This window comes from Teretinema zuelzerae, from assembly GCF_021021555.1.
Lineage (GTDB): Bacteria > Spirochaetota > Spirochaetia > Treponematales > Treponemataceae > Teretinema > Teretinema zuelzerae.
In genome coordinates this window covers 1,086,261-1,105,552 of the sequence record NZ_JAINWA010000003.1, presented here as the reverse complement: position 1 = coordinate 1,105,552, position 19,292 = coordinate 1,086,261, and the positions used below count along the sequence as shown (strand labels likewise).

19 protein-coding genes, 1 tRNA gene and 1 pseudogene are annotated in these 19,292 nt (G+C 56.5%); 15 read left to right on the top strand and 6 right to left on the bottom strand.

The genetic code is table 11. The annotated features are described in order from the left end of the window. Nucleotides 1-48 precede the first annotated feature (48 nt). From K7J14_RS12055 to K7J14_RS12045, 3 genes are all read left to right on the top strand, one after another. Nucleotides 49-1,335: a solute carrier family 23 protein gene (locus K7J14_RS12055; protein WP_230756616.1), complete on the top strand. Its 1,287-nt coding sequence runs from the start codon at nucleotides 49-51 to the stop codon at nucleotides 1,333-1,335. A gap of 75 nt (nucleotides 1,336-1,410) precedes the next feature. Continuing rightward, the gene (locus K7J14_RS12050) at nucleotides 1,411-2,421 is read left to right on the top strand and encodes a glycosyl hydrolase family 18 protein (RefSeq protein WP_230756613.1); all 1,011 of its coding nucleotides are present in this window, start codon (nucleotides 1,411-1,413) and stop codon (nucleotides 2,419-2,421) included. 163 nt (nucleotides 2,422-2,584) lie between these two features. Next, nucleotides 2,585-4,678, top strand: coding sequence for a glutamine synthetase III family protein (locus tag K7J14_RS12045; protein WP_230756610.1), 2,094 nt, complete (start codon nucleotides 2,585-2,587; stop codon nucleotides 4,676-4,678). A gap of 65 nt (nucleotides 4,679-4,743) precedes the next feature. On the opposite strand, the gene K7J14_RS12040 is transcribed toward K7J14_RS12045, so the two are convergent. Beyond that, complete coding sequence (locus K7J14_RS12040; protein ID WP_230756608.1) at nucleotides 4,744-5,157, bottom strand: DUF2721 domain-containing protein; 414 nt, start codon at nucleotides 5,155-5,157, stop codon at nucleotides 4,744-4,746. An 83-nt stretch (nucleotides 5,158-5,240) separates the two neighbouring features. On the opposite strand from K7J14_RS12040, the gene K7J14_RS12035 reads away from it, so the two are divergent. The 3 genes from K7J14_RS12035 to K7J14_RS12025 all read left to right on the top strand — a co-directional run bounded on the left by K7J14_RS12035 (nucleotide 5,241) and on the right by K7J14_RS12025 (nucleotide 7,808). Then, a complete protein-coding gene (locus K7J14_RS12035) occupies nucleotides 5,241-5,630 on the top strand; it encodes an ArsR/SmtB family transcription factor (RefSeq protein WP_408033991.1) in 390 nt (129 codons plus the stop codon). Between the two features lies 1 nt (nucleotide 5,631). Beyond that, on the top strand, nucleotides 5,632-7,698 hold the full coding sequence (locus K7J14_RS12030) for a heavy metal translocating P-type ATPase (RefSeq protein ID WP_230756605.1): 2,067 nt from the start codon (nucleotides 5,632-5,634) through the stop codon (nucleotides 7,696-7,698). A 27-nt stretch (nucleotides 7,699-7,725) separates the two neighbouring features. Continuing rightward, nucleotides 7,726-7,808 (top strand) — tRNA-Leu (locus K7J14_RS12025). 389 nt (nucleotides 7,809-8,197) lie between these two features. Here the strand turns inward: K7J14_RS12025 and K7J14_RS12020 are convergent. Both K7J14_RS12020 and K7J14_RS12015 read right to left on the bottom strand, forming a co-directional pair. Further along, nucleotides 8,198-8,329, bottom strand: a complete 132-nt coding sequence (locus K7J14_RS12020; protein WP_230756603.1) for an OadG family protein — start codon at nucleotides 8,327-8,329, stop codon at nucleotides 8,198-8,200. A gap of 2 nt (nucleotides 8,330-8,331) precedes the next feature. Further along, entirely contained in the window at nucleotides 8,332-9,480 is a 1,149-nt protein-coding gene (locus K7J14_RS12015; protein ID WP_230756601.1) for a sodium ion-translocating decarboxylase subunit beta, read from the bottom strand. 159 nt (nucleotides 9,481-9,639) lie between these two features. Between K7J14_RS12015 and K7J14_RS12010 the strand changes: the two genes are divergently transcribed. Genes K7J14_RS12010 through K7J14_RS12000 form a run of 3 tightly spaced genes read left to right on the top strand, consistent with a single transcriptional unit; the run spans nucleotide 9,640 to nucleotide 10,783 of the window. Beyond that, nucleotides 9,640-10,176: a hypothetical protein gene (locus K7J14_RS12010; protein WP_230756598.1), complete on the top strand. Its 537-nt coding sequence runs from the start codon at nucleotides 9,640-9,642 to the stop codon at nucleotides 10,174-10,176. Nucleotides 10,177-10,194: 18 nt separating this feature from the next. Beyond that, entirely contained in the window at nucleotides 10,195-10,545 is a 351-nt protein-coding gene (locus K7J14_RS12005; protein WP_230756595.1) for a DUF4180 domain-containing protein, read from the top strand. A gap of 7 nt (nucleotides 10,546-10,552) precedes the next feature. Then, entirely contained in the window at nucleotides 10,553-10,783 is a 231-nt protein-coding gene (locus K7J14_RS12000) for a cysteine-rich small domain-containing protein (RefSeq protein WP_230756592.1), read from the top strand. A gap of 2 nt (nucleotides 10,784-10,785) precedes the next feature. Here the strand turns inward: K7J14_RS12000 and K7J14_RS11995 are convergent, their stop codons facing one another. The 3 genes from K7J14_RS11995 to K7J14_RS11985 all read right to left on the bottom strand — a co-directional run bounded on the left by K7J14_RS11995 (nucleotide 10,786) and on the right by K7J14_RS11985 (nucleotide 13,865). Continuing rightward, the gene (locus K7J14_RS11995) at nucleotides 10,786-11,607 is read right to left on the bottom strand and encodes a PilZ domain-containing protein (RefSeq protein WP_230756589.1); all 822 of its coding nucleotides are present in this window, start codon (nucleotides 11,605-11,607) and stop codon (nucleotides 10,786-10,788) included. After that, the gene (locus K7J14_RS11990; RefSeq protein ID WP_230756586.1) at nucleotides 11,600-12,433 is read right to left on the bottom strand and encodes a PAS domain-containing protein; all 834 of its coding nucleotides are present in this window, start codon (nucleotides 12,431-12,433) and stop codon (nucleotides 11,600-11,602) included. The genes K7J14_RS11995 and K7J14_RS11990 overlap by 8 nt, the downstream gene beginning before the upstream one ends. Nucleotides 12,434-12,524: 91 nt before the next feature. Further along, on the bottom strand, nucleotides 12,525-13,865 hold the full coding sequence (locus tag K7J14_RS11985; RefSeq protein WP_230756583.1) for a DUF1015 domain-containing protein: 1,341 nt from the start codon (nucleotides 13,863-13,865) through the stop codon (nucleotides 12,525-12,527). 84 nt (nucleotides 13,866-13,949) lie between these two features. Here K7J14_RS11985 and rpoN point away from each other — a divergent pair, with 84 nt between their 5' ends. The 6 genes and pseudogenes from rpoN (at nucleotide 13,950) to holA (ending at nucleotide 19,270) form a co-directional block, all read left to right on the top strand. Next, nucleotides 13,950-15,416: an RNA polymerase factor sigma-54 gene (gene rpoN / locus K7J14_RS11980; protein ID WP_230756581.1), complete on the top strand. Its 1,467-nt coding sequence runs from the start codon at nucleotides 13,950-13,952 to the stop codon at nucleotides 15,414-15,416. 92 nt (nucleotides 15,417-15,508) lie between these two features. Further along, nucleotides 15,509-15,799 carry an HPF/RaiA family ribosome-associated protein gene (locus tag K7J14_RS11975; RefSeq protein WP_230756577.1) on the top strand — a complete coding sequence of 97 codons (291 nt, stop codon included), beginning with the start codon at nucleotides 15,509-15,511 and terminating at the stop codon, nucleotides 15,797-15,799. 52 nt (nucleotides 15,800-15,851) lie between these two features. Beyond that, nucleotides 15,852-16,841 (top strand): HPr(Ser) kinase/phosphatase, encoded by a 990-nt coding sequence (gene hprK, locus K7J14_RS11970; RefSeq protein ID WP_230756575.1) that lies wholly within the window; start codon nucleotides 15,852-15,854, stop codon nucleotides 16,839-16,841. A 12-nt stretch (nucleotides 16,842-16,853) separates the two neighbouring features. Beyond that, the gene (locus tag K7J14_RS11965) at nucleotides 16,854-17,120 is read left to right on the top strand and encodes an HPr family phosphocarrier protein (protein ID WP_230756573.1); all 267 of its coding nucleotides are present in this window, start codon (nucleotides 16,854-16,856) and stop codon (nucleotides 17,118-17,120) included. Continuing rightward, the gene (locus K7J14_RS11960) at nucleotides 17,117-18,241 is read left to right on the top strand and encodes a HAMP domain-containing protein (RefSeq protein ID WP_230756571.1); all 1,125 of its coding nucleotides are present in this window, start codon (nucleotides 17,117-17,119) and stop codon (nucleotides 18,239-18,241) included. The genes K7J14_RS11965 and K7J14_RS11960 overlap by 4 nt, the downstream gene beginning before the upstream one ends. Nucleotides 18,242-18,260: 19 nt before the next feature. Beyond that, nucleotides 18,261-19,270 (top strand): annotated as a pseudogene (gene holA / locus K7J14_RS16405) (DNA polymerase III subunit delta). The last annotated feature ends 22 nt before the right edge of the window (nucleotides 19,271-19,292 follow it).

Below are 19,292 nucleotides of genomic sequence, written 5' to 3'. Positions count from 1 at the left end.
GTGTCGCCGTCTTTCTTCATGCTATCCTGCCCGGCGGAGGATTAACAGATGTCACACCAGATTATCGGGGTCAATGAACGGCCCCCGCTGAAGAAATGGATACCGCTGAGCTTTCAGCACGTATTCGCCATGTTCGGAGCTACGGTTCTCGTTCCCATGCTCACCGGTCTCAGTCCCTCGGCGGCCCTGTTCGCCGCCGGCTCGGGAACGCTTTTGTACATTTTGATCACCGGCGCCCAGGTACCGGCCTTCCTTGGTTCGTCCTTCGCATTCATCACCCCGATCATCACGATTACCGCGGCCTTCGGCGGAGCCTACGCCCTCGGCGGCGCCGTAGTGGCGGGCCTGTTCTACGCCGTCGTCGCGGGGATCATCAAGCTGACCGGAACCTCCTGGCTCGACCGGGTCATGCCGCCGGTCGTCATCGGTTCCGTCATCATCGTCATCGGACTCAACCTCGCGCCCACCGCCATGGGCATGGCCATGAACGACAGCGCGGGAAACTACAGCCTGGTTCATTTCTCCATCGCGGGCTTCACCCTTGCCGTCGCGATTGTCGCGAACATCTTCTTCAAGGGCTTTTTCAACGTAATTCCCATCCTTCTCGGCCTCGTCGCCGGCTATCTTTTCACCCTCGTCATGGGCGCCTTCTTTCCGGCCTATCACCTGATCAATTTCGACGTAGTGGCGAAGGCCGCCTGGTTCAGCCTTCCGACCTTCCAGATGCCGAAATTCAATGCGATGGCCTCGCTTACCTTCATCATCGTGTCGCTCGCCACTATCTGCGAACATCTCGGCGACATCATGGTGACCAGCCGCGTCGTCGGAGCGGATTTTTACAAGAAGCCCGGCTTGCACCGCACCCTCCTGGGAGACGGCCTCGCGACCGCCTGGGCAGCTTTCTGGGGCGGACCGCCTAACACCACCTACGGCGAAAACATCGGCGTCATGGCGATCACCCGCGTCTATTCTGTCTGGGTCATCGGCGGAGCAGCCGTCGTCGCGGTTCTGCTTTCCCTGGTAACCAAGGTGGGCGCCGTCATCCAGACCATCCCGACCCCCGTCATGGGCGGCATCTCCATGCTGCTGTTCGGCATCATCGCTTCCAGCGGATTGCGCACCATCGCGGAAAGCGGAGTGGATTTCAAGTGCAAACGCAATCTGACCATCACCTCCGTCATCCTGGTGATCGGAATCGGCGGCGGAAAGCTCGCCTTCCCGATCGGACAGGGTCTCCAGTTCCAGCTCGCCGGAGTAGCCCTCGCTACCGTCGTCGGAATTCTCTTAAACCTCATCCTTCCGAAAACTCTCGACTCTAAAGTTCAGGAAGACTGATTTAGCGCAAGCCGTTTAACCGAAGGGGAGGATTTTAGCATTCTCCCCTTCCTCTTCTTGTGGTATTCTGAATCCATGAATACCGCAGCGTCAGCCTATCGAAAAATCCTGTTCATCCTTCTTGCAGCTCTTTCAGTTCCCTTTTTTGCAGACGTTTCTCCTGAACGCGAGGATCGCAAGTGGCCCAAAGCGGGTTTTTCTGAAATATGGGGGTATGTCTACGACGTCGAAGCTCCTTCTTTTTCTGCTCCCCCGGCCGTTTCGGACATCGGTTTCTTCGGAGCGGGGCTCAGTCTCTCCGGGCGGTTGACGGGGGTTCCTGTCCGCTCGGCGATCAAGGATTTCCCCGGGCGCGTTCATCTCGTCGTAGCCGAAGTTACGAACCGCGCGCTTACCCACCTCTGCCTCGACCCGTCTCTTCCGCTGCGAAGCAAGCTCATAGCGGACTGCGTCGCGGCCGCGAAACCCTACGACGGCCTTCAGATAGACTTTGAAATGGTGCTTCCCGAAGACGATGAATGGTTCTTTTCCTTTTTGCAGGAGCTCAAGCGCGGAATCGGCAAAAAAACGCTGAGCGTCGCGATACCGGCGAGAACGAGGAAATTGTCCCGCGACGCCTACGATTACGCGCGCCTTTCCCTCGTCGCGGACAGGGTTCTCGTCATGGCCTACGACGAACACTGGAGCGGCAGCAAGCCGGGTCCCATCGCGACCCTCGAATGGGGGCGGAAGGTTTCGCTCTGGGCCCTTGAACGCTTCGGCGATGAAAAACTGGTGATGGGCCTCCCGTTTTACGGCAGGGCTTGGGCGGACGTGAATCCCGCTAAGGCCTACCGGTTCAGCACGCTCCGTTCGGTGATGGAGGAAAAGTCGGTTTCCGGCGTAGAACGCCTGGACGGAATCCCCACCTTTACTTATACCCAGGACGTATTCGTCACGGTTTTTTTCGAGGACTGGTTGTCGGCGTATTCCCGTGCCCGCCTGTATCGGGACGAAGGGGTAAAAAAAATCGGCTTCTGGAAGCTCGGACAGGAAGATCCCCTTGTCTGGGACAGGCTGAGCCTCGAGCGTCCGGTTCGTCGATGATCTGTTTTTACAGAAAAACGTCTATTGATTCGAATTCCTCTTTTCAGGCAATTGCATAAAAAAACTGAAATATGGTATAAATATTCAAAACAGTAGAAACAGCCATGTATGCAAAGGGGTATGCAGGCCACTTCCGGTTTACCGGATACGAGGAGGTCGAGGTATGCCCTTTAATGAAATGTACGGCATCAATGCATTCGGCGATTCAGTCATGAGGGATCGTCTTCCCAAGGCGATTTACAAGGAACTCAAGAGCGTTCAGGCCGGCGAGACCGAGTTGACGGTCGCCTGTTCCGAAGTCGTGGCGAACGCCATGAAGGATTGGGCCATCGAAAAAGGCGCAACCCACTACACTCACTGGTTCCAGCCGATGACCGGCCTGACGGCCGAAAAACACGATTCATTCATTTCCCCCACCAGCGACGGCCGTGCGATTCTCGAATTCTCCGGAAAAGAGCTTCTTCAGGGCGAGCCCGACGCGTCGAGCTTCCCCTCCGGCGGCCTCCGCGCGACCTTCGAAGCCCGCGGATACACGGCGTGGGACGTCACCAGCCCCGCTTTCCTGAGCGAGGACGGCAGCTGCAAGACTCTCGTCATCCCCACCGCCTTCGTCGGCTATCACGGCGAAGCCCTCGATAAAAAAACTCCGCTTCTGCGCTCGATGCAGGCGATCAATACCCAGGCGATGCGGGTGCTCCGTGCCATGGGCAACACCACTTCCAGCCGGGCCATCACCTCGGTCGGACCCGAACAGGAATACTTCCTGGTCTCCGAGGAATTTTTCAACGCCCGCCAGGATCTGTTCCTTACCGGACGCACAGTGTTCGGCGCCCTCCCTCCGAAGGGCCAGGAAATGGAAGACCACTATTTCGGAAAAATTCCGGAGCGCGCCTCCGCCTTCATGACTGAAGTCAATGAAGAGCTGTGGAAGCTCGGAATCCCCGCGAAAACTCAGCATAACGAGGTGGCCCCCAATCAGTTCGAGCTCGCGCCCATCTACGGCGTTTCCAACGTCGCCACCGACCAGAACCATCTGGTAATGATGACGCTGAAAAAGGTCGCCCGCCATCACGGCCTGGTCTGCCTCCTTCACGAGAAGCCCTACCGCGGCGTGAACGGCTCAGGAAAGCACAACAACTGGTCGATCGGCACCGACGACGGGCTCAATCTCCTGAATCCCGGACAAACCCCGGGCGAAAACCTGACCTTCCTGGTCTTCGTTTCCGCCGTACTCGAGGCCGTTGATACCTATGCTCCCTTGCTCCGCCTTTCCGCGGCGAACACCGGTAACGATCACCGCCTCGGCGCCAACGAAGCTCCCCCGGCGATCATCTCCGTATTCCTCGGCGATCAGCTGCAGGCTATTTTCGAAGGCATCGCGAACGGCAAACCCGTCGTGTCCCAGGAAGGCCAGAAGCTCGCTCTCGGCGTAAATACCCTGCCCAAGCTTCCCCAGGACCTGACCGACCGCAACAGAACGAGTCCCTTCGCCTTTACCGGCAACAAGTTCGAGTTCCGCATGGTTCCCTCGTCTGAATCGATTTCCGGCCCGAACTTCGTACTCAACACGATAGTCGCGGAAGTGCTCGACGGCATCGCCGGGAAACTTGAAGGAGCGAAGGATCTGCCCTCAGCGGTCAAGGACATCGTCACTGATACGTGGAAAAAGCATAGCCGCATCGTGTTCAACGGAAACGGCTATACCGAAGACTGGGTGACCGAAGCAGTCCGCCGCGGATTGCCGAACCTGACCAGCTCAGTGGCCGCCTGGCCCCACTTCGCTTCCGACGAATCGGTGCGCATTTTCACCAAGCACAAGGTGTTCACCAAGGAAGAAATCCACGCCCGGCTCGACATCGTCCTGGAAAAATACTCCAAGCAGATCAATATCGAAGCCGGCGTAGCCTTTGAAATGGCTACCCGCGAAATCCTTCCCGTCTGTTCCGCATACGCCGTAGATTTGGCTGCCCAGGTTTCCGCGCTGGAAGCGTCCAAGGTGCCGTGCGCCTCGCTCAAGACCCGCCTTGCGGACATCGCAGGTGCCGTAGAGGAAGCCGCGCAAATTGCCGTCAAGCTCGACGCCGCGAGAATCAAGGCAAAAGGCGTGTCCGATGCGCTGGAACAGGCTGAAGCCAGCCGCGACGCAGTATTCGCCGCGATGGAAGAACTTCGCGCTCCCGTCGACCGCCTTGAAAAGCTTATGCCCAAAGATCTGTGGCCGATGCCGACCTACGAAGACCTGCTGTTCCGTTTATAAAAAAAAGCCGGGAAATGATTCCCGGCTTCTTCATCGATTCTCTCCCAAATCATCGCCTCCCGGTTTTACCGGGAGGTTTTTTTTCGGCTTTCCTGATCAAGGCGGGCGAGTTCAAGATTCAAAGCGCCGATCGAAATCAGTATTTCCCAGAAGGAAAAAAAGAGCGAACCCATGAGGGCGACAAGGCTTCCCGCGAATACCAGTTCGGCTACGAGAATCGAACCGGTAAATACGAGAAGCATGCAGACGACGCACAGAAGAAAGCTTAACACGCCGAACAGCTGGGTGTATTTGATCAGCTTCAGCCTGAGGGTGAAATTTTTGAGCTGTTTGCGAATCCCCTCCTGGGGATCGGTCTCATATTTTGCGACGAATTGCCTGACAAGACCGGCGACCGCCAGAAACCGGTTGGTGAACGCGAGCATCCACAACGAAATCGCGGAGAACAGGAGCGTCGGCGTAGTTATATTGAAATCCATACGATACCTCTTTCGTTTAATATAGTTTTTTTCTCCGTTATCGTCTATTGACAAGGTGATCATATGAACATATATTCATATGTATGAAAGAAGAAATACAATCAGACGCAACAGCCTCCGGAATAGAGGCGTGCGAAACTCAGTGCATACATGAGGATATGGTTTCCTGCGTGAAGTCCCGCATGCCGGCCGAAGAACTGCTGGCGGAGCTGGGAGATTTTTTCAAGACCTTCGGGGATTCGACCCGAATACGCATCGTATCAGCGTTGATGTACGGCGAACTCTGCGTGTGCGACATAGCGGCGACCCTCGGCGCGAGCGAGTCGGCTGTTTCGCATCAGCTGAGAGTCCTCAGACAGGCGAAGATCGTCCGCTCCCGACGGGACGGCAAGCAGATTTTCTATTCTATAGACGACGAACATGTCGGAATTCTCGTGAGCGTCGGCCTCGAGCACTTGCGAGAGGGGAGGTAATATGTCCTGTTCCTGTTGTTCAACCGGTTCCTGCGGGCCCTCCGCGTCGGGCGGTTCTCCGGCTTCGCGCGTTCCGTCCGGACTTGAAAAACGGGCGCGCCGCGAGATTCGTCTTCTTGCGGCTCGTTTTATTTCTTCGTCGGTACTCTTCGCGGTCGCGCTTGGAATTCAGTTCTTGCAGCCGGCCTTCATCCCGGGATCAGCCCTGATAGTGCTTCCCCGCCTTCTTTTTGTTTTCTCCTGGCTGATTTCAGGGTATCGCGTACTATACAGCGCGCTTCGAAACATTGTCCGGGGCCAGGTGTTCGATGAAAACTTCCTCATGTCCGTCGCGACTATAGGAGCCTTTATAATCGGGCAGTGGAGCGAAGGCGCGGCCGTCATGCTCTTTTTCAACCTCGGCGAGATGGTTCAGGAGTCCGCCGTAAACCGCTCCCGGCGCTCCATCACCGACCTGGTGGACGTCCGCCCGGATTCGGCGCGGATAGCCGAATCGGGCGAAATCCGGCATCCCGCCGAAGTGCCGGAAGGAAGCGTCATCCGCGTGCTGCCGGGGGAGAAAATTCCCCTCGACGGCATCGTGACCGCGGGCAGTTCCTCCGCCGACACTTCCCGGCTGACCGGCGAAAATCTCCCCCGCGAAATAACTGCAGGGTCCGTTGTCCTAGCCGGCTTCGTAAACGGCGGCGGATTGCTTGAAATCCGGACGACCTCCACGTACGGCGAAACAGCCGCCGCCAAAATGCTTAATCTCATAGAAGAGGCGCAGAACCGAAAAGCCCGGGCTGAAAAAATGATCACTTCTTTCGCGAAAATCTACACTCCGATAGTTACCGTTTCCGCTCTTTTACTGGCGCTTCTTCCTCCGGCGGCTCTGTTTTTGCTCGGCCGCGCGGAGGTGCTGGATTGGGCTCTTTTCAGCGCGTGGGTATCCAGAGCGCTGGTGTTCCTGGTCATCTCCTGTCCTTGCGCTTTTGTAATATCGGTCCCGCTGGGGTATTTCGGAGGGATCGGCGGCGCTGCCTCCTTGGGCGTTCTGGTGAAAGGCGCCGACTTCATCGATGTGCTCGCCAAGGCGAAAACCGTCGTCTTCGATAAAACGGGCACCCTTACGAAGGGCGTATTCGCGGTTCGTTCCGTGCGTCCGGCGGCCGGAATCGCGCCCGAACGCCTTCTTGAGCTCGCTCTTGCCGGCGAACTGCATTCAACGCATCCGGCAGCCGTCGCTGTGCGTAAATTCGCCGAGGCCGAAGGCCTCTCCGTCAGCGATTCCGATATAACAGAGTATTCCGAAAAAGCGGGATACGGAGTATCAGCCGCATATAAGGGCGAACGTTTGCTTGTCGGCTCTCTGACCTATCTGCGCTCGGCCGGGGTCGCCGTCCCTGATGACGCGTCCTCTTCCGGGGACGACGGCACGTTGATCGCCGCGGCGGCGGGCTCCGTCTATCTCGGCTCGCTGGTTCTGGGGGACATGCTCAAGAGCGATGTTCCTCAAACCGTGTCGTCTCTGAAGAGTCTCGGCATCGAGCGGATCGTCATGATATCCGGAGATACCGAGCCTGCCGTCGCGGCGATGGCGAAGAAGGCGGGAATAGTTGAGTGGCATTCGGCGGTTCTTCCGCATGAAAAAGTCGCCCTTTTCGAACGGATTCAGTCTGAAACGAAGTTGGAAGACAAGGGTCGTGGCACTGCCGTCTTCGTCGGAGACGGCATAAACGACGCTCCGGTGCTTGCCCGGTCCGACGCCGGAATCGCGATGGGAGCCCTTGGCAGCGACGCCGCGGTGGAAGCCGCCGATGTCGTGCTGATGAACGATAATCCCCTGTCCGTGTCCTGGGCTATTCAATCGGCCCGCTGGACCCGCCGCGTCGTAGCCGGAAACATCGTTCTCTCCTTTGCCGTTAAGCTCGGTTTCCTGGTTCTCGGCGCGTTCGGCATCGCGACTCTGTGGGAGGCCGTGTTCGCGGACGTCGGCGTAGCGCTTCTTGCCACGCTCAACTCGCTCCGAGCCCGCCGGGTCCCCTCCCTGAAGGGAGTTTCCGCCGGCAATAGACAAAGCCGGTGATTTTATGCTAACATCCTAACCATTCCCGCCGGCGTGGCGGAATGGCAGACGCGGTGGACTCAAAATCCACTATTCGCGAGGATGTATGGGTTCAAGTCCCATCGCCGGCACAAAAAAAGCAGCCCCAGCGGCTGCTTTTTCTATTAGTGCGGCGACGGGACTTGATCGTGAGCGCCCGCCGAGCGAAGGCGAGGGAGGAGGGCGCGAGGGCGGCCCGTAGGGAAGTCCCATCGCCGGCACAAAAAAAGCAGCCCCAGCGGCTGCTTTTTCTATTGGTGCGGCGATGGGACTTGATCGTGAGCGCCCGCCGAGCGAAGGCGAGGGAGGAGGGCGCGAGGGATACCCTTTGCGCCCTGAGTCGGATTCGCAAAGGGTGCCCGTAGGGAAGTCCCATCGCCGGCACAAAAAAAGCAGCCCTAGCGGCTGCTTTTTCTATTAGTGCGGCGACGGGACTTGATCGTGAGCGCCCGCCTGAGTTGAGGCGGGCGCCGAGGCGCGATCAGTCTTTCGGGGAAAAGCGCGCGGCGATTTTCTGGAAGTAGTGGAGGATGACGATCATCAGCCCCATGAAAATGAAGAGCACCGCCATGCCGACCGCAAGCAGAATCAATCCCTGTTCTATTTGAGCCATAATCACATTCCTCCTGCTAAAAGCGGCACCAGAGCCAAAAGAAGACCTCCGGCGATAACCGAACCGAGCTGTCCCGATACGTTCGCGCTAACCGCGTGCATCAGGATGATGTTGTGCGGATCGTCCTTCAATGCCATTTTCTGAATAACCCGGCTGGACATCGGGAAGGCAGAGATTCCGCAGGCGCCGATCATCGGATTGATCTTTTTAGTCTTCGGGAGGAAGAGGTTGATCAATTTCGCGAAGAGAACGCCTCCGGCGGTATTGATGATGAAGGCGATCAGGCCGAGGGCCATGATTCCCAGTGTCTCCAGCCGGAGGAAGGCGTCCGCTCGCATGGAAGCCGCGACGCTTATGCCGAGGAGAAGGGTTACTATGTTGGCCAGCTCGTTCTGGGCGGTCGAGGAGAGTTTTTCCAGCACTCCGCAGACGCGCAGCAGGTTTCCGAACATGAGAAAGCCGATGAGGGGCGCGCCCATGGGTACCAGGAGGCAGGATACAATGGTAACGATGATGGGAAAGCTGATGGTAACCGAGCGGGGAATTTGGTGATCGACCGCCTGCATCCTGATCAGCCTCTCTTTTTTCGTCGTTAGCGCGCGTATGACCGGGGGCTGAATAATGGGGACCAGCGACATGTACGAATAGGCGACCACCATGATCGGACCGAGGAGGTCCTTTGCGAACTGCTTGGTTACGATGATAGTCGTCGGGCCGTCCGCCGCTCCGATTACGCCGATGCATGCCGCTTCCTTCAGGTCGTAGCCGAAGGCCATGGCGATGATTACCGTGACGAAAATGCCGATGTGCGCGGCCGCTCCGAAAAGCATGAGCCAGGGGCGCTGAAAGAGGGGAGAGAAATCGATCATCGCTCCCACGCCGATGAAGATAAGGAGTGGAAATACTTCCGAGAGAATTCCCGCGTTAAAAAGCGTCTGCAGGATTCCCGGCTCTCCGTACATCTCCCACACCGTTCCCAGCGGAAGATTGATGAGGATGGCGCCGAAACCGATCGGGAGCAGGAGCATCGGTTCATAGTCCTTCTCGATAGCAAGCCAGATCAGGGCCGCTCCGATCAGGTACATGGCGATTTCTTTCAGTCCGATGGAGAGTATCCCCGCTGAAAAAAATCGTACAATTTCTTCGAGCATAAAATGCACCGCCTTATAAATATATGCGTATAATTGTAAAGGTCTGGCCGATAAGGGTCAAGAACGGCTGTTTTTCGATCTTTTGCCAGAGTTCGAAAAATAGGATAGAATGATAAGTCTTAAAGTTCACATACAATTTTGCGGAATCGGGAGCGTTTTGTGGCGGAAATCGACCAAAAAGAGGTGTCGTCTGCCTTTCAGCATCTTGAAGGCTTGCTGAGCGGCATTCTTCTGGATAACCAGGTGACAACCGAAGAGATACAGGAGCTGTCCCGGTGGTGCGATCAGTATCGTCCCTACGGCGACAGGAGCCCTTTCGTACAGCTCCTGCCCTATATCGACCGCATAGTCGACGACGGGGTGCTGTCGGCGGCTGAAATCGAAGACTTGAAGTGGTTCGTCGACCAGTTGAGCTGCTCTTCCGGGTATCGTACCTGCCTGTCGGCCGCAATGCAGCGCTTCGAGGGCATTTTACATGGGATTCTCGCGGACGGCGAGGTCAACGATAAGGAGATTTCAACCTTGACCGCCTGGCTCGATACCCGGCCTGAACTGGCCGAATCCTGTCCCTACCGAAAATTGCGTCCTCTTCTTGACGAAGTCTGCAAGGCCGGATCGGTATCTGATGCCCTGCGTACGGAAATTGAACAGGCCTCGAAAGAAATTCTGTCTTCGCCGGCTGCTGAAAACGATTGAAAATAGGGAGATGAAAAGATGGAAACGCGCGAATTCAATATTCAGGGAATACGGATTCTCGAAATTCTTGATGAAGATTTGATACTGAACGGTCCTCAGGACCTTCTGGACATTGTGTCGGATTATTCGATAAAACGGATCGTGTTCCGGAAAGAGCAGATTACCGGGGATTTTTTCGATCTTTCTACCGGGTTAGCCGGCGAAATTCTGCAAAAGGCGAGCAATTATAAACTGTACATCGGCATAGTCGGGGATTTCGAGAATCTGGAGAGCAAGAGTCTGCGGGATTTCATCTGGGAAAGCAATCAAACCCGGCAGATAGTGTTCAAAAAAACCGTGAAGGAAGTTCTTCGCGCGTTCGTAAAGTAGGGCCTGCATGCCGGAAGGGTTTAAGCACTTTTCGAATACTGCTTGCGAATTCTATCCATGCCATCATCTGGAAAATCAAAACTGTCTCTTTTGCTATTGCCCGCTGTATACCTTCGAGTGCGGCGGCAATTATACCGTCAGGGACGGAGTGAAGGACTGTTCCGATTGCGTTCTCGTCCACGGCGAGGGGAGTTTTGAATTCGTTCAGGTAAAATTGAAAGAGGCGTTTCGAAAATAAGATTAAAGGGACAGGAATTCGTCGCGAATTTCTTCTGTTTTCGCGGGAGCGGGCGATTCGGCCTGTTCAGCCTGAAGTTCGATCTCCATCTGCAGGGCAGTCTGAATATAGTTCCGTATCTTGCTCGTAGCGTGGTCTTCCAGTTTGCTTTTAAACAGCATTACATACATCGTTCTGTCTTCAACCTGGCGCATGCCGTACACGACCGCTTCGGTGCGCACCAGAGACGCGCGCAGCTTCAGCTGAATATCCCTGAGCACGGTGCCCTTGGAGAAGGCCGGATCGGGATCGAGAATGCAGGAAAACCCGACGACGCTGATATCGTGGAGGTTTCCGGCGGCCTGTATCGGCCCCTGCCGGAGGTTGATCGCCGACAGATTATCCAGAGCGCAGTTAGCCCGGACGTATTTCCGCCTTCCGCGAGCCTCGTTCGCCTGCAGCGTCGCCAACAGTATCCTGGTGCTTTCTTCCAGTCCAAGCTTCAGTTTGATGAAACCGCATTGAATCCCGATATCCATCAGGTACTTTTTTTGCAGGCCTTCGTCGGTATTATATGAAACTATTCCTATGCCGAGAGTCGACAAGGACGGGTCGGAGAGCGTTTTGGTAATCCATTCTTCCCATTTTTCTTCTTCCATTCCCGCGTCTATGTTGACGAAGCAGATGGAATCCGGATAGAGCCTGATGACCTTGTCGGCTACTGCTATATCCTTGAGCATGTATACTTCGTATTCATGCTCCATGAGGCGGCTTATCAAATCGTCGCGTATTACGCTGGGCGGGTAGAGAAAAAAAACCTTTCTGCCGAGATCCGTTTCAGCCATTATCTTTCAGTCCTTGCGAGTCGTTTGCGTCGGCAACTTCCAGGGCTATCGCCGCGACTCTGATATATTCGGTGGAGTTCGGCTTCATAGTCGGCGAAAACAGCCAATGCATTTTCCGCGGCTTTCCCGACGAATCGGCCATTTCCGGTTCGATCGGCGAAAAACCCGATTGCCTCCATGCGTCGTAGACGTCGTGAATATCGGAAATCTTTCTGCCCAAGAGCTCCGCATCCGGCATTCCGAACAATTCCTTAAACGCGCTGTTCGTTCGTGTAATGTATCCGCCTCCGTTCCAAATTATCAAAGGAGTCCGTATGTTGTCTATAACCGTATTCATCAGTTCGACTTTTTCCGCGTATACCGCGTTCGCCTGCAGGCTTTTGTCGAGCTGCATTTGAAGGGTTTCGACTTCTTTCTTGAGCCTGCATTCCCGCTCGTCGCGGAATTCCTCCCGGCCGGCCTGGGCTTTCATCCAGCAGGTGCGGAGAAATACGGTGGAGAGCGCCACCAGTTCGAAAAAGAACAGCCGGATGAGGGCTGGCGTTAAAAGGTCCCGTCCGGTCGGGATGATCAAGCATAGAGCGACGTAAAATGCGCCGAGGAAGGATGTGTAGAGGATTCCTTTTTCGGGCCAGGCCATGCAGACGAGCAAAATCGGTATGTAATAAAAATTTTGGAATACGATGACATAGCCGAAGGTCAGGCATAAAAGGGTCAGGGCCATGGAAAAGAGGGTTAATAGAACGACCAGGGGGAAAAGACAGCTTCGCATCTCGAATAGCTGATCTACTACGGATGACGGGTCCGGGAGGCGAAAACAATTCATAGCTTGAATTTCGCTCACCCGAACCCGTTTTGCAAGAGCGGGGGATACAAACCGCTCGCTTTTTTACCGCCGGGCAGTCAGTACGTTCGCCTTAAAACAGCTTCCTGCACTCCATATAAAAGCGTTTTTCGCTTGCCTCTCCCATCGAGAAGCTCTTCCGGGGAAGGGGGCCGCCTCCGGCGATGGTGCTGAAGAAGCTGTCCTTCGCGACGGGTGGAAGGAGTATGGAAACCGTTCCCGCGTCCTTTCCGAGGCGGAATACCTCGTCGGTGCCGTGGATGTAGTCGATTTTAACTTTTTCTCCCGCCGAGAGAAAATCGTCCAGAACCGGCTGCAGGCGGCTTACCGCCAGGGCGGGGTGGGGCGTTTCCAGGACGAAGCATCCGTCGGCGCAGACAAAGCCGAACCGCGTTACCGACGGATCCGCGACAAGGGCTTCCATTTCGGCCGGGGCGATGTTTTTCGAGACCGTCCCGCCGAGTTTTTCCGCAAGGAAGGCCGCAAGGCTTCGAGCGTCTGTTCCGAAGAGAACCCGGTGAATCGGTTCGAAGGTGAGTCCGTCGTCGTACAGATTTACGATTTCAACCAGCGCGTAGCGGGCAGGGTGGTTTTCGAGATCGATTTCCCCCGCGGCAGCTTCTTCGGCATGCGCGGCCCTGAATTCGTCCCAGACGGCCTTGGCGGTAGCCAGTGAATGGTTTCCGTCGCCGACGGCGAAGAGAAAGCATGATCCGTCTTCCGCGGTATTTTCCTTTGCGAGATTTTCAAGGGCGTCTTCCATCAATGCAATGTGTCCGGGATCCGTTATCGCCCATCCGGTTACCGATCCTGCCTTGTGCATGAGCTCCGCGCTGTACAGGGGTTTCTCCGAGCGCACGCGCTCTCCCGCCGCTTCGATCAGGCTTTTGCGGGGATCGTTCGCCAGAAGCATGATGTGGGGGGATTCGATGGGCGCGCCGCGGCGTATTTCCATGCGCGGAGGAATCCGGTCGACGATGGTCGCCTCGGTCGCCCGTACGAGGGCTTTCGAGTCCGGTTTCCATTCATAGGAATCGAGATCGACGGCGGCCATCAAACCCTTGCGGGTGCGTCCGTAGGCTGTTTTCCGCTCGAGATAGACGAAGGCCCGGACGGGAGGGCCGAAAACACCGTCGGAACCGGTACCCGTTCCGAGATATCCAGCCATCGCGGCGCGTATGGAGGCAAGCCGTTCGGAGCGTCCGGCGTCTTCCAGATACACTTCCGGAAGAATGATGTTCAGGATCGAAGGATCGCTTCCGACTATTTCTGCGGTTTTTTTCCAATACTCGCGGTCCTGGGTATACTGGTCGCAGGCGATAACCGCCCAGCGCGACAGATCGGCGCCCGGGCGCGGCATGAGTATCTCGGGCTGGGCAAGGGCGTATCGAGCCATGGTATTCGGTGTTTTCATGCGATTATGATACGGAAAACCGCTCGGGCGGACAAGAGGCTTTTCTTGACCCTGCGGGGTTTTCCTGCGTATCATGAGGATAGCATGCAAGGCCAGCGACAGAATTTAGTACAGCAGCAGCGATTGTCTCTCAGTCCCCGTATGGTGCAATCCATACGGCTCATGGCCATGCCCTTCGCCGAAATGCGGGAACGGATCATGGAAGAGGTTGAGACAAACCCCGCTCTGGAGATCATCCGCGACCCGGTCATGCAGCCTCCGCGCAATTTCGAACAGTTTGCCCCGGCGACGACCTACGTCCAGGCGGGATCCGACGATGAAAGCGACGAGCACCGCAACTTTATCGAGGGCGTTCTTCACCATAACGCGACGTTGCAGGAGCATCTGCTTTCCCAGCTCGCCGATCAGAGGGCAGAAGCAGGCGTGCTTGCTCTCGCGGCCCTTCTCATTCAGAATCTCGACAGGAACGGCTTCCATCTCGCTCCTCCGGAAGAGCTTCCGGGCGCGGATAACGCGGCGGATCTGGAAGAAGCTCTGGCGATGATCCGGTCGTTCGAACCCCGGGGCTGCGCCGTCCGCGATTTCGCCGAATCCCTTTCCGTCCAGGCGCGTTTGCTGGGGAGAGGCCCCGACGGCTGGAAGGACGATCCGATTCTCTACGCCACGGTGCGGATTCTCGAGGAACGGATAGACCTCCTGGCCAAGGGAAAGCCGGAAGCCCTTCTCCGGGCGCTTTCGAAACAGCCTCTCGAGGGACTGGCCCTTGATCTCGAGGACGCCGAGGCGGTGTTCGAGGTCATCCGCAGCCTCGATCCCTATCCGGGCAGGATGTTCGATTCAGCGCCCGATTCCTACATCGTTCCCGACGTCTACGTGACGCGGGAGGAAGACGATTTTTCCGTGATCATCAACGAAGAGGAAATTCCCGTGTTGGGAATTTCACCGTTTTTCATGGATCTGGAAGGGGGAGACCCGTCTTCCGCTTCTGCCGACGGGACCGAAAAAGAGGCGCGGGACTTCGCGCGGGAATCGGTCAGGGAAGCCCAGTGGTTCATCCATACGCTGAGCAGGCGGAATCTCACGATACTCAAACTCGCCCGCGCCCTCGTGGTGTTCCAGCGCGATTTTTTCCGGTACGGACCGACCCGGCTCACTCCCCTTCGAATGAAGGATATCGCGGAAGAGATCGGCCTCCACGAAGCGACCGTCTCGCGTGCGGCCAACGGAAAATACCTGCAATGCGAATGGGGCGTCTTCGAGCTCCGCTATTTTTTCAGCAATTCAGTGGGGTCCTCCGCCCCGTCTCCCTACGCGCATCGCGTTCGCCCGGCCTCCGGCGATTCCCCCGCTTTCGTCTCGCCTGCCGCTTCCGGCCTGCATTCGAAACAGGGGGTGAAGGAAATCCTGCGGGAAATAATCGCGTCATCGACCGAAAATCTTTCCGACCAGAAACTTGCCGACCAGCTCGCCCTCCGGGGCATAAAAATAGCGCGCCGAACCGTTGCCAAATACCGGGGCGAACTCAACATACAATCCTCCTTCGACCGATAACGAACAACTTCCTTTTGCATTACCGCCGGTTCCGTATTATTATTTAATCGAGCCCGGCAGTCTGCCGGGGATTTCATCTGAGGAGGTTCACCATGAATATCAAAGTACAGGACGTCAAGTTTTCTCTGGACGAGGATCAGAAAGCCTTTGTGGACAAGAAGCTCGAGCGGATTAAATACGCCGAGGAATTGATTACAGATGTTCTGATGGTGATCAAATACGACAGAACGTTCCAGCTTGATTGTACAGTGAACTTCCGATGGGGCGGCAATGCCCATGTATCGAGCGAGGACTTCGATTTCGCCGCAGGCGTGAATAAATTGATGGATGTTCTTGACCAGAAGATCAAGAAGGAAAAAGACAAGATTCAGGAAAAGAAATAACGCAAAACCCTATCCGTCTTTACAAGACGGATAGGGATGGTTATAGTCAGGTATGCCCCAGAAACGGTTTTCCGTACTCGACTTGCTTGGCTTAAACCTCAAGGAACACGATTCCCTTGATCTGCGCTGTCTATGCGGACGCAGAGGGTTGGTCAGGGGTATAACCATACCGGATCTTAACCGGCCCGGACTCGCCCTGTCCGGGTTTTACGATTCCTTCGCCTGGCAACGGGTTCAGCTGTTCGGACGGGGCGAGGTTGCCTACCTGAACAAGCTGTTATCGGAGGGCCGCCTCGACACGGTGGACCAGTTGTTCACCTTCGAGCTGCCCTGCTGCATATTCACCCATAACCTCGAGCCCGCGCAGGCCTTTATCGACATGGCGGAACAGTCCGGATGCCCGGTGCTTCAGACCGGCCTGGAATCGAGCGAGTTTTCTTCCAGGCTCTTGCGCATTCTGTCCAACATCTTCGCGCCCAAGGTCTCCATGCACGGCGTTCTCGTTGAGGTCTACGGTTTGGGAATCCTGATCATGGGAGACTCCGGCGTAGGAAAAAGCGAAACCGCCCTGGAGCTCATCGAGCGCGGACACCGGCTCGTAGCCGACGACGTGGTCGAAATCTCCTGCGTGAACGGCAACAGTTTGATCGGACAGGGCGCGAACAAGATCATCGGCCATCATATGGAGATCCGGGGCCTGGGCATCATCAACATTACCCAGCTGTACGGCGTCGGCTCCATCCGCGAACGCAAGGAAGTGCAGATCGTCGCGAAGCTCGAAGAGTGGGATGCGAACAAGGTGTACGACCGCCTCGGCACCGAGGAATTGACCATGGAAATCCTGGGCGTCCGCATTCCGAAGCTCGAGATTCCGGTGAAGCCCGGCCGGAACGTGCCGATCATTCTCGAAACAGCCGCCATGAACGAGCGGTTGAAGAGCATGGGCTATTTCTCCGCCAAGGAATTTAATCAAAACGTACTGAAATGGATAGAAACTGACGCCGCACGGGCGCCTTACTACGGCGTCGATGACTCATATTGAAGGATAGAGCAGATGACTACACAGAAAGTGACGATCAAGAATAGAGCCGGCATCCACGCCCGCCCCGCAGCCCTCATCGCCCAGACGGCGAACCGTTTTTCTTCAGAAATACTTATCGAACGCGAGGATACCCGGATCAACGCGAAGTCCATCATGGGAATCATCACCATGGCAGCCAGCTATAATTCTGTGCTGACCATCTGCGCCGCGGGACCGGACGAAACAGACGCTGTCGGGGCCATCGTCGCCCTCTTCGACAACAAATTCGAGGAAGATTGAAACAAATCAGGCGCAGGGCTCCCTCGGCCCTCTACACAGTTCCGTTTCTCCTGTTCTTATATCTGCTTTTGACGACTGCCTCCTATGTGCTCGCGTCTTCTTCCTTCCCCGGCGTTTTTTCAGGCGAGAGCTTTACCTCTCCCCGGGGAATTCTGATTCTCGTGCTCCTGCCTACCGGGCTTCTCGTCTTTCTGTCCATTTTTTTCTGGCTGCAGGTGTCCGAGTCTCTGCATAACGGCGACGGATCCCGCACCGGCAACAGGCTCTTCCTTGCCTTCTGTTTGCTCGTCGCGGCTTCCTCCTTCCCCCAATCCCTTGTTTCCTCCCGGTATATTTCCTCCGCCCTGGATTCGTGGTTCGATCTGTCCGTATCCCGGACCTATGCCGATTCGGAGTCGATAGCCGCGCTGTATTCCGAATCCAGGCTGAGGCTCGCGAACAGGGTCGCCGACCAGTATTTGACGGGGCTGTCGATCAGCAATTACCGCTCGCGTCCCGTCGATTGGATGCCCCTGATCAGGGCGATCGATCCCGACGCGGTTTCCTGCCAGGTGTATTTGCTCCCCGGGGACGAGGCTCCCGCCGATGAAAGCGCGAAGACGATCGTCGAGAGCGGCGATTCCGCGCACTTTCTGGAGCGCTCCCGCCTTGATCAGATAGCGCACGGCCCGCTCGACCTTGAAGGCGACGAGGATCTTTTGAGAGTGGGGAGAATAATCCGCTACAGCGGGCAAACCTACGCCTGCGTGTACACGACTGTGTTGCCGAAGGGTTTTCAGGACCTTCGCGAGCGGATAGCCGAGGGCGGAGACCGGGCCGTCATCATCGACGCCCTGAAACCCTTTCTTCCGCTCATGGGAATGTGGATTTATTTTCTGTTTTCGCTGCCGCCCCTGCTGATTCTGGTAAGCCTGTGCTGGCTTTTAAGCCGCAGGTTTTCCGACCCGGCCCGGGCTCTTTCCGAAGCGGCCGACCGCCTTTCTGCCGGCGATTCTTCCTGGCGGGTCGTTGCCTCCACCCGGGACGATTTCGGCCGGGCAGCGGCGCGCATGAATCATTTGGCGGAAACCCGGGAACATTCCCGCAAACCCGGGGACAAACGGGCGGTTCTTAAGCTATAATGCCGTTCTGGAGGAACTCATGCCGTCCGTCGCGCCTGTATGGCTTTTTACCGGTCCGGAGATCGGAGAGCGGAACGCCGCCGTCGAGCAACTGAAAGCCGGCGCCGCTAAAGCCGGGAATCTAGACATTCATTCTCTGTACGCCGCCGATGTCCGCATCGGAGAGGTGATCTCCCTATTGCAGAACGGGTCTCTCTTTGCCGACGCCCGCTTCGTCGTTCTTCGAAACGCGGAAATAATCAAGAAAAAAGACGATATCGACCAGCTTTCCGCCTGGATTCAGGAATCGGCCGGGATTACGGACGCCTGTCTCGTGCTGGTATCCGACGAAACCTCGGTAGATAAAAAGCTTGAAAACTGCGTCCCCAAGGATCATAAGCGCATTTTCTGGGAAATGTTCGAAAACCGCAAGGAAGAATGGATCGTAAGCTTCTTCCGCAAGGAAGGCTTTTCCGTAGACCAGGAGGCCGTCGAGACCATTCTGGAATTGGTGGAAAACAATACCGACGCTCTCCGCGTCGCCTGTTCCCGCTTCGTACTGCTCTATCCCCCGCACACCGCGTTACCGCAGAAGATGTTCTGAACATCCTCGAGCATACCCGCGAGGAAAGCGCGTTCACCCTTTTCGACTCCCTGACCGAAGGCGACCTCGAAGGCGCCGTCGAGATCGCTCAAAAACTGTCTCTCTCCAAGGATTCTTCGCCTGTTCAGCTGATAGCCGGGCTTACCTGGTGCTTCAGGCGCCTTGCGGACTGGCACCGCCTCGCGCGGACCGGCTCGATGGACGAGTTTTCCCTGAAAAAAGCCGGGTTTTCCGGCAAGCGCGCGATCGAGCAGTACCGCAGGGCCGCTCGCCGGTGGGACGCTTCCGCCGCCGGCCGCATCCTGGCCCTTTTGGCCTCAACGGATCTCTCGCTCCGCTCCGGAGGAACGGCGATTCAGGATTGCCTGCTGGATCTCTGCCTCTACGCCATCCTTGAAAAAAACGGAGAATCGCCGGCCGTTCTCGAGTCAGGCGTGTGGTACTGAGACCCGGCGTCCGGCACTGAAA